An 8,390-nucleotide genomic window follows, 5' to 3' on the forward strand; every position below is an offset into this window, starting at 1 on the left:
ACACGGCGGGATGCTTCCCTGACCACGGCAAAAGCCTCAGGCAAAATATCATCAAGGGTCTCACCATTGGCAAGACGCTCCTTAAATTTATCTGTATGTCTGACAAGGGAAGAATCACTGAGCTCAGTTAATCCGTCCTCATAGGAATTAATCTGCTCTACAATAGCTTTCATCCGTTTTATTTCTTTTTCATTATTATCGCCTAAAAATCTTTTTAAGATACCTAACAACAATACTCACTCCTAACAAATTGGATATATACATACCTCTAAATAGTTTAACAAACTATCCTATATAAGTCAAAAAGAACAAAAGCTAAGCAAATGAAAAGGCTGCCGCCCACACTACCTATGAGCAGCAGCCCTTCACTATGTTTACCGATCTTACAACCGATAAATTTTATCTGTTATCAGATTCAATCAAACCATATTTTCCATCTGAACGACGGTAAACCACATTGACATCCTCAGTATCAGCATCCCTGAATACGAAGAAATCATGATTCAACAGGTTCATTTGCATAATAGCTTCCTGAACATCCATAGGCTTAACGATAAATTTCTTGCGCTTCACTATAGGATAATCATCATCATCATCAGCCGCCTGAGCCGGTGGTGCAGCAAAGGCTTCATCCAACAAGGTACCATCGCGGAATCTTCTCTGCATCTTGGTTTTATGCTTATGGATCTGTCTCTCCAGTTTTTCAATCACTAAGTCGATGGAAGCATACATATCATGAGAAGCCTCTTCGCCTCGTAAAAGAACACCCTGAACAGGAACGGTAACCTCTACCATATGACGTTCCTTTAAAACACTTAGCAAAACAGAGATTTCACCAACCGAATCAAAATATCTGGTAATCTTTCCGATTCGTTTCTCCACATAATCTCTCAAAGCCGGAGTAATCTCTACATTTTTGCCTCTGATAGTGAATGTTGTCATATTAACATCCCCTTTCCAAGTTTCTATACTTGATATATTCTCCATATTCTATAAAATACCTTCTGGGTTAACCTTAAAAATTTAAATTACGGGCCCCAAAAATTTAATGAATATTTCCTGCCTTAATAAATCAGGTTTGATCCATCAAAACCATGAACAGCGCTTAATAAATTACAGAAAATTAAAAGTGCCCCGGGCAATGCCCAGAGCACATAAGATTTGAGAATTAGAATTACGCCTGCTTCTTAACTACATTAGATGCCTGAGGACCACGCGCACCCTCAACTATCTCAAACTCAACAGCCTGACCCTCATTCAGAGTCTTAAAGCCTTCATCAACAATTGCAGAAAAATGTACAAATACATCATCACCAGAGTCATGCTCGATAAATCCATAACCCTTTTCTGCGCTAAACCATTTTACCTTGCCTTCCATAATGAACCTCCTAAAATCTTGCCCGGTGAACACCACCGGAAATAACATGTAAAGTGTAACATTTTTAACTTTGTAATGCAACACTTTGGCAATAAACCATTAACTTACAGGACAATTCAAAAAAAAGCTAAGTAAATAAAGGCAAAGACTAAATATAATAATCTCCTTATACAAAAAATCAACAATATCATGGCCCTATTATCTTCTTATTTATAAAGATATGTTACTTTGAAAATCGCGATTAAGGCTAATTTTATTTAACTAAATCACAATATTTTGGAGAAAAACAGTTTGGTCCTGTCTTCCTGTGGATTTTCAAATACTTCCTTTGGCTTGCCCTGTTCAATAATCATACCATCATCCACGAAGAGCAGCCGGTCTCCCACTTCCCTGGCAAATCCCATTTCATGGGTAACAACCGCCATAGTCATCCCCTTATGGGCCAAATCCTTCATAACATCCAAAACTTCCTTGACCATTTCCGGGTCCAATGCAGAAGTAGGTTCATCAAAGAGCATAACCTTTGGGTGCATAGCCAGTGCTCTGGCAATGGCTACACGCTGCTGCTGTCCGCCTGAAAGCTGAGGAGGATACGCATCAGCCTTGTCAGCCAGGCCAACCTGGGTCAACAGTTCCATAGCAGTTTTCTCAGCCTCTTCCTGTGAAATCCTGCGCACCTTCCGGGGCGCCAGGGTAATATTCTGCAATACAGTCATGTGCGGAAACAGATTGAAGCGCTGGAATACCATGCCAATCTCTTCACGGGCCTTGTTAATATTGGCTTCTCCATTCAGCTCTATACCATCTACTACCACCCTGCCAGAGGTAGGGACCTCCAACATATTCATGCAACGAAGCAATGTACTTTTACCGGAGCCGGATGGTCCGATAATAACCACTACCTCCTGGGGATTAATATGAAGGTTTATACCCTTTAAAACCTCATGGTCATCAAAGGATTTGCGCAAATCTTTAATATCTATCATGATGTCTTCAACCTCTTCTCCATATAAGCAACAAGTCTGGAAATTGCCAATGTCATTATGAGATAAATAATAGCTACACTAAGCCATATTTCCATAGACCCATATGTCCTGGCAATAATCAGCTGGCCACGGCGGGTCAGCTCCTCAAAGCCTATAACCGAAACCAGGGATGAATCCTTCAACAGTGCTATGAACTCATTGCCCAACGGAGGAATAATATTTTTAAAGGCCTGAGGCACTATGATATAACGCATAGTCTGAACCCAGGTCATTCCCAATGACCTTCCTGCTTCCATCTGTCCCTTGTCAATAGCCTGAATACCCGCACGGAAAATTTCAGCTATATATGCACCGGAATTAATACCACATGCAGTAATCGCAGCAATAAAAGGATCTACACGCTGATTGAGTATGATTGGCAACGCGAAGTAAATGAGGAATATCTGCACCAAAAGAGGCGTCCCCCGCAGAAAATCGATATAAACAGCAGCCAGCCACCTCAACGGTGTGACCCGGCAAATCCTGGCAATGCCCACAAACATACCGATAACAAGCCCTAATCCCACAGAAATAGCGGTAATCTGGACAGTAATCCCAGCACCTAAAATAAGCAGTGGAAACGACTGGATTATCAAGTCAATATTAAAATTCATCAAATTCACCCGACCATTCACAAAAATTTATAAAATTACAAAATAATAACATAATTATAACGCCATTATTCCAATTTGACCATAGGGAAAATCTTCTTATCATGAACAATATTCTATACCCTTCACCCAAAAGAAAAAGGCCATCGCCAAAGCAACAGCCTTTCAAGAATTCTGAATAAATTTTAATTCAGCTTATAACGCCATTGTTCAAATTTTTCTTCCCCAAGAAGAAAAATCTTCCAATTAGCGTTCCCCCTAAAGGGACTAACTTCGTGTCGCAACGAGCCGGGAGATATGCTCACCAGCTGTTATAGGTTAATTATCCCCACCAAAGCAAGAAGGAGACATCTTAAGCTCGTTATAATTATTTTTTCTCGCCAAACCATTTAGCATAAATCTTGTCGTACTCGCCATTCTCCTTCAGCTTCTTGAGAGCAGCATTAACCTGTCCCTGAAGCTCAGTGTTTTTCATGTTGATGGCTATACCATAATCCTCAGAGGTCAACAGCTCAGAAAGAGTCTTAACATTGTCATTCTTGGATTCTACAATGTATCTGTCGTTAACCGGACGATCATTGATAACTGCATCTACGCCCTTGGCAGCCAACTCAATAAAGGTATCAGCTGAAGAATTAAGCTCCTTTACCTGAGCGCCTTCAATTTTCTTTGCCTCAGCAGCAGAGGTAGTACCAATCTGAACGGCAATCTTCTTGCCCTTGAGGTCCTTAAAGCCCTTGATAGCCTCATTGTCCTTCGCAACCATGATGCTCAAACCGGACTTGTAATAGGAATCAGAGAACAAAACCTTCTTCTTACGCTCATCATTTATAGTCATCCCGGAAATAATAACATCAATATTGCCAGCCTCAAGTGAAGGAATCAATCCATCAAAAGCTACATTATTGATTTCCACCTTATAGCCCATTTCCTTGCCAATGGCACGGATCAGATCCATATCGAATCCCTCATAGGCATTGGCATCAGCCCCCTGGAATTCAAATGGTGCAAAATCTGCGTTAGTGCCAACCTTCAAAACTTTTTCGCCGTCAGCAGCCTTTTTATCACTTCCGCATCCTGCTGCAAGGGCCATGACAGCCAGCAAAACCGACATACATAACACTAAGATTTTCTTTGACATGTAAATTTTTCCTCCCTTATCCTGGTTAATACCATGCGCATCCTTTAAAAAATGCCCATTATGCACAAAGAAGCCCGGAGCTCACACTACCGGGCCTCTTGACATCAACATCAACTACAAATTAATCGTTCTTCTTTGCCTGATAGCAATCACGACAATATACAGGACGGTCGTTCTTAGGTTCAAAAGGAACCTCCGTCTCCTTACCACATTCAGCGCAAATTACGGTGAACATCTGGCGAGGCTCACGAGTCTCACCGTCACGGCTGCGACGCCTTTTATCCCGGCAGTCACGGCAACGAACTGGCTTGTTCTCAAACCCCTTCTCAGCATAAAATTCCTGTTCCCCTGCGCTAAAGATGAACTCCTTGCCACAGTCCTTACACGTTAAAGTCTCATCTACAAAAGCCATGAAAAAAAATCCCCCATTATTTAATTTTGACATCCCATCTGTACTCTTACTAATCTTACCTAATTACAGGTGGACAAAGAGACATCCTTACTCGTCAAGTATATATGGCAATCTGAAAAAAAGCAAGCTAAACTTTACAATACGCTTTCCATATCCGGTCATAGCCGGACTCAATATCCATCATATACGACTTATTATCCATTAGCCGCGATTGCCGTAACTGCGCAGGAAGTTCATGATGCAACTCATTTAGCTGATCAATCTTTTGTCCCAGCTGAATGGCTTTTCCGACATAAGTCCTATCATCTTTACTTATTAATTCCGGCAAGCCGGCAGCCCTGAGTATTGTCTCCCCATATCTTGAACCGTGGCTCCATCCGGCCATGGTAATCACAGGTACTCCCATGGACAAGGCATCACAGGTAGTCAATCCACCAGCATACGGAGAAGTATCCAAGGCAATATCTATATCGTCATATTGCGCCAGATAATCCTGACTGAAAGGACGCAATTCGATTTTTGACAGATCTCCACCAATCCGCCGAAAACGGTCCATAATTATTTTGCGGCCGGATTCGATGCTGCAGGTCTTATTTTTCAACACCAGCTTAGATGGATTACCATCCAAAATATTGCGCCACATAAGCAGCATATCATCAGTCACCTTGGCAAAATTGTTAAAACATCCGTAAGTAATATAGCCATTGGCCTTGGCCGGAGTATCATGTCCAACCGCCTTTAACCGGCGCAATGTCAAAGGATTAAAGCACAAATGACAATCACCTATAAGCAGCGGTTTCTCACTGAAGGAACGAGCAAAATCCCCGTCCGGGCAGCAAACCCTATCCGTCAGAAAATAATCCACCTCATCAAGGCCAGTAGTATTAATATAGCCTATCCCGGAAACCTGTACCGGAGCCGGTCTGTAGGACAGCACAGGCAAACAGCTATTCTCACTATGACCGGAAAGATCCACCAGAATATCAATATGGTCATCAAAAATCTGGTGAGCTATCTGAAAAGGAGTTTTGTTCTGAACATCACGCCAAACATCAACCATGTCCTTGAACCTCTGGGTCACATGGTCAGCATTGCCGGTAAAATAAGCATATACGGAAAACTGGTTTTTATTGGCAAACTTCAAAAGAGGTGTAAAAAAATATGCTGCCGCATGCAGTCGAAAATCAGGTGAAATATATCCTATACGCAAAGAATGAGGATTCATCCTTTTTTCCCTGTCATGGGGAAATTTCATTTCAGTGCGCAACAGCGCCCCATATTCCCTATGTCTTTCCAATTGACGGGCAGTGCCGCTTTCCCTGTAATTTGTCAGAAAAAGGGCCTTGCCGTGATAAACAGCCTTACGCTGAAGATCACCTGTAGTATGACTGGCTTTAAAAGCAGCTTCTGCAGCCTTATCCGGTACACCTGCCAAAAGGCATGCATCAGCATAAAAAGCATAGCCACGCTCCATTATGCTATAGCTGGGCTCATCCCAGCTCCCTGCCTTGAGGCCGGTCTCAAATCTATAAAATAACTGCTTATAAGCAGTCATGGCCTTATCCAGTTGAAATTGTGCACCATAAAAAGCCGCTGTCGCAAACAACCCACGCAAATTTGCTCCAGAGACATACTTTTGAGACTTAAGCTTCCATAGCTTATCCAACGCCTCTTCAGCTTTATCATACTCCTGAAGATACACAGACGCTTCAGCCACAACAGCCCAACCCTCAGCACTATTTTTATTTATATCCAAAATCTCACGGCCACATGCACGCATGTTTGAGATATCCCCATCAGCAAAAAACATCTCAGCTTTTTTGGACCAAGAGACCTCTTTTTCATCGACGCACAATTTGTCCACCATCCCCAAAAATGTTTCATGTATGATTATTCGTTAAGGAACTATTAAATCCTTCTAAAATTCCGGAACTAATTCTTTGCCATATTCCTTTAAAAATTTTTTCTGATACGCCTTATATGTTTTATCCAGAGGTTTTTCCTTTGGACAATGGATGCACCAATAATCCTTCTGCCTTGGAACAACCACCTTATACCCCCTGCGCTGCAGTTCCATACATTGGGAAATTTCATAAAAATGCCATCCTGTGAAAATATCCTCACGCCACGGCAAATCCACCTGGGTTGCAAAAAGCAATCCATCCACTGCCTCTACCTCAGCATATTCACCTTCTATTTCCTGGCAATGAGTTTCTACAACACTTTCAGCCTCACAGGCATGCAGCACTTCACCTACAGTCCGCATGGCGTCCCACCAGACGCCACTGGCCGGCAGTCTTTTAGCCCCTATTACACCAAGGGCGCCAATATTATCATCAGAAAAAATTTGCAGCATATCCCCAATAAAATTTTTGTTGGCGATAAGAGTATCCTGATGCAGATACACCTTATATTTGGCATCAGTATGCCGCATCCCCCAATTATACCCGCTGCACATGGACGCCGCTCCCTGCACTGGAATCAGCTCTACCTCCACGCCCTCGGGTACAATCAAATTATTAATAAAGAGGCTACATTCATGGTACCATTCCTCATTATTGACACAGGTAATAAAAGCTACCTTCCGGCCACCAGGTGCAACAGCATGGTCAGATGCAGGCAGTGAAGCATCCACAGCCCCAGGGTTGAATTCAAACTCCCCAGCCCTGAGGAATTCATTTGCCCATTCCTCCCTGTGCATTTCATATAGCCGGGTTACAAAATTATTTACAAAATCCCTGTCATGAATGATGGACTGTTTGGCAAAATCAGCAACATACGCCGGGAAAATCATTTCCTTTGCAAAAAGCTCCCATAGCCTTTCCACATTCTCCCTGACATCTATGCCATATTCTACCCTGCGCAAGCCTGTCACCAGCTTTCGCCGGATCGATTGAGTATAAAGCTCCTTAAGGGCAATGATTTCAGCTATTGATTTAGTAGCACGCAGGAGCCAGGTGCGCACCCCAAGATCACCGGTATTGTTACAAAAGCCCATTTCCTCAAGTGAAGAAATAAACTCCTTGTCAACAGTGAGATTATCCTCCAATGGCAAAAAGGAAACATCCTTAAAAAAGGATGCTCCCAACAACGACATCATTTCATCACGGGTGAAGGCGTGAGTACATACATTATAAAAATGACCATCCATCAAATCCTTTATATTCCGCCAATATCTTACATTGGAAAAGGATGTTAACAAACAGCCGGTATCCTTTAAATATAATCCCAAACCAGAAGCAATATCCTGGGGATTACCAGCCTCCAGGAACAGCTCTTCCCCCAGGATAACATCGAAATAATCCTCCTGTAGTGGCAGCCGTTCAGAAAGATAATTTACCCGAACCCATTCCACATTGCAGCCGGCATAGTCCTCTTCGTCAAAAAAACTGTCCGGTGCCATAACCACGGCAATCTCCGCCTTGGGCATCAAGCTTCTGAGCTCACAAAGATAATCCACATTCTCTATAAGGAGGACCTTCAGACTTTCATCCGTAGCATGTATAAAATTCAATAAACCCAATTTTTTATTTGAAGTCATTTTTCTACCCGAATCAATTCCCGATATATTTTCTTTCATAAACCGGGTATCTGTCTGTTATCAGCGATTATTGTATCCCTGAACAAGCCAGGGTTTATCAGCCAATGCCCGGCGATATGCCTGCTCAACCTTAGCAGTATAGCCAGCCTCATCCATAAGAGGTGATGCCTTGATTATATCACGCAGGTGGGTACGCAAATCCAATAAAAGCTCCGGATTATTCCCCAAAGCCGTTGCAATATCCACATATTCTTCGGAGTCCTGAGCCGCCATATCTCCAAG

At 42.6% G+C, this 8,390-nt stretch carries 9 protein-coding genes and 1 pseudogene; all 10 read right to left on the reverse strand.

From position 1 onward, the window contains the following. On the reverse strand, positions 1-230 hold a 230-nt coding region (locus K6C05_RS05395), incomplete at its 3' end, for a hypothetical protein (protein ID WP_296732190.1). Between the two features lie 169 nt (positions 231-399). Beyond that, positions 400-942 (reverse strand): ribosome-associated translation inhibitor RaiA, encoded by a 543-nt coding sequence (gene raiA / locus K6C05_RS05400; RefSeq protein ID WP_296732192.1) that lies wholly within the window; start codon positions 940-942, stop codon positions 400-402. Between the two features lie 232 nt (positions 943-1,174). Continuing rightward, complete coding sequence (locus K6C05_RS05405; RefSeq protein ID WP_296732205.1) at positions 1,175-1,381, reverse strand: cold-shock protein; 207 nt, start codon at positions 1,379-1,381, stop codon at positions 1,175-1,177. A 263-nt stretch (positions 1,382-1,644) separates the two neighbouring features. Next, on the reverse strand, positions 1,645-2,364 hold the full coding sequence (locus K6C05_RS05410; protein ID WP_296732193.1) for an amino acid ABC transporter ATP-binding protein: 720 nt from the start codon (positions 2,362-2,364) through the stop codon (positions 1,645-1,647). Next, entirely contained in the window at positions 2,361-3,017 is a 657-nt protein-coding gene (locus K6C05_RS05415; RefSeq protein WP_296732196.1) for an amino acid ABC transporter permease, read from the reverse strand. The genes K6C05_RS05410 and K6C05_RS05415 overlap by 4 nt, the downstream gene beginning before the upstream one ends. 364 nt (positions 3,018-3,381) lie before the next feature. Continuing rightward, positions 3,382-4,155, reverse strand: coding sequence for a basic amino acid ABC transporter substrate-binding protein (locus K6C05_RS05420; RefSeq protein ID WP_296732198.1), 774 nt, complete (start codon positions 4,153-4,155; stop codon positions 3,382-3,384). A 121-nt stretch (positions 4,156-4,276) separates the two neighbouring features. Further along, a complete protein-coding gene (locus tag K6C05_RS05425) occupies positions 4,277-4,567 on the reverse strand; it encodes a zinc-ribbon domain containing protein (RefSeq protein ID WP_296732201.1) in 291 nt (96 codons plus the stop codon). Between the two features lie 127 nt (positions 4,568-4,694). Continuing rightward, positions 4,695-6,323 carry a hypothetical protein gene (locus tag K6C05_RS05430; protein ID WP_296732204.1) on the reverse strand — a complete coding sequence of 543 codons (1,629 nt, stop codon included), beginning with the start codon at positions 6,321-6,323 and terminating at the stop codon, positions 4,695-4,697. A gap of 162 nt (positions 6,324-6,485) precedes the next feature. After that, entirely contained in the window at positions 6,486-7,190 is a 705-nt protein-coding gene (locus tag K6C05_RS05435) for a glycosyltransferase family protein (RefSeq protein WP_296732208.1), read from the reverse strand. A gap of 978 nt (positions 7,191-8,168) precedes the next feature. Then, positions 8,169-8,390: pseudogene (locus tag K6C05_RS05440) on the reverse strand (hypothetical protein); the annotation flags it as partial.

The organism is Anaerovibrio sp., from assembly GCF_024697385.1.
Lineage (GTDB): Bacteria > Bacillota > Negativicutes > Selenomonadales > Selenomonadaceae > Anaerovibrio.

What these genes read in the sequence shown, in the direction of transcription:
- raiA (WP_296732192.1), bottom strand. Translation starts at nt 942, where the DNA reads ATGACAACATTCACTATCAGAGGCAAAAATGTAGAGATTACTCCGGCT.
- K6C05_RS05410 (WP_296732193.1), bottom strand. Translation starts at nt 2,364, where the DNA reads ATGATAGATATTAAAGATTTGCGCAAATCCTTTGATGACCATGAGGTT.
- K6C05_RS05415 (WP_296732196.1), bottom strand. Translation starts at nt 3,017, where the DNA reads ATGAATTTTAATATTGACTTGATAATCCAGTCGTTTCCACTGCTTATT.
- K6C05_RS05420 (WP_296732198.1), bottom strand. Translation starts at nt 4,155, where the DNA reads ATGTCAAAGAAAATCTTAGTGTTATGTATGTCGGTTTTGCTGGCTGTC.
- K6C05_RS05425 (WP_296732201.1), bottom strand. Translation starts at nt 4,567, where the DNA reads ATGGCTTTTGTAGATGAGACTTTAACGTGTAAGGACTGTGGCAAGGAG.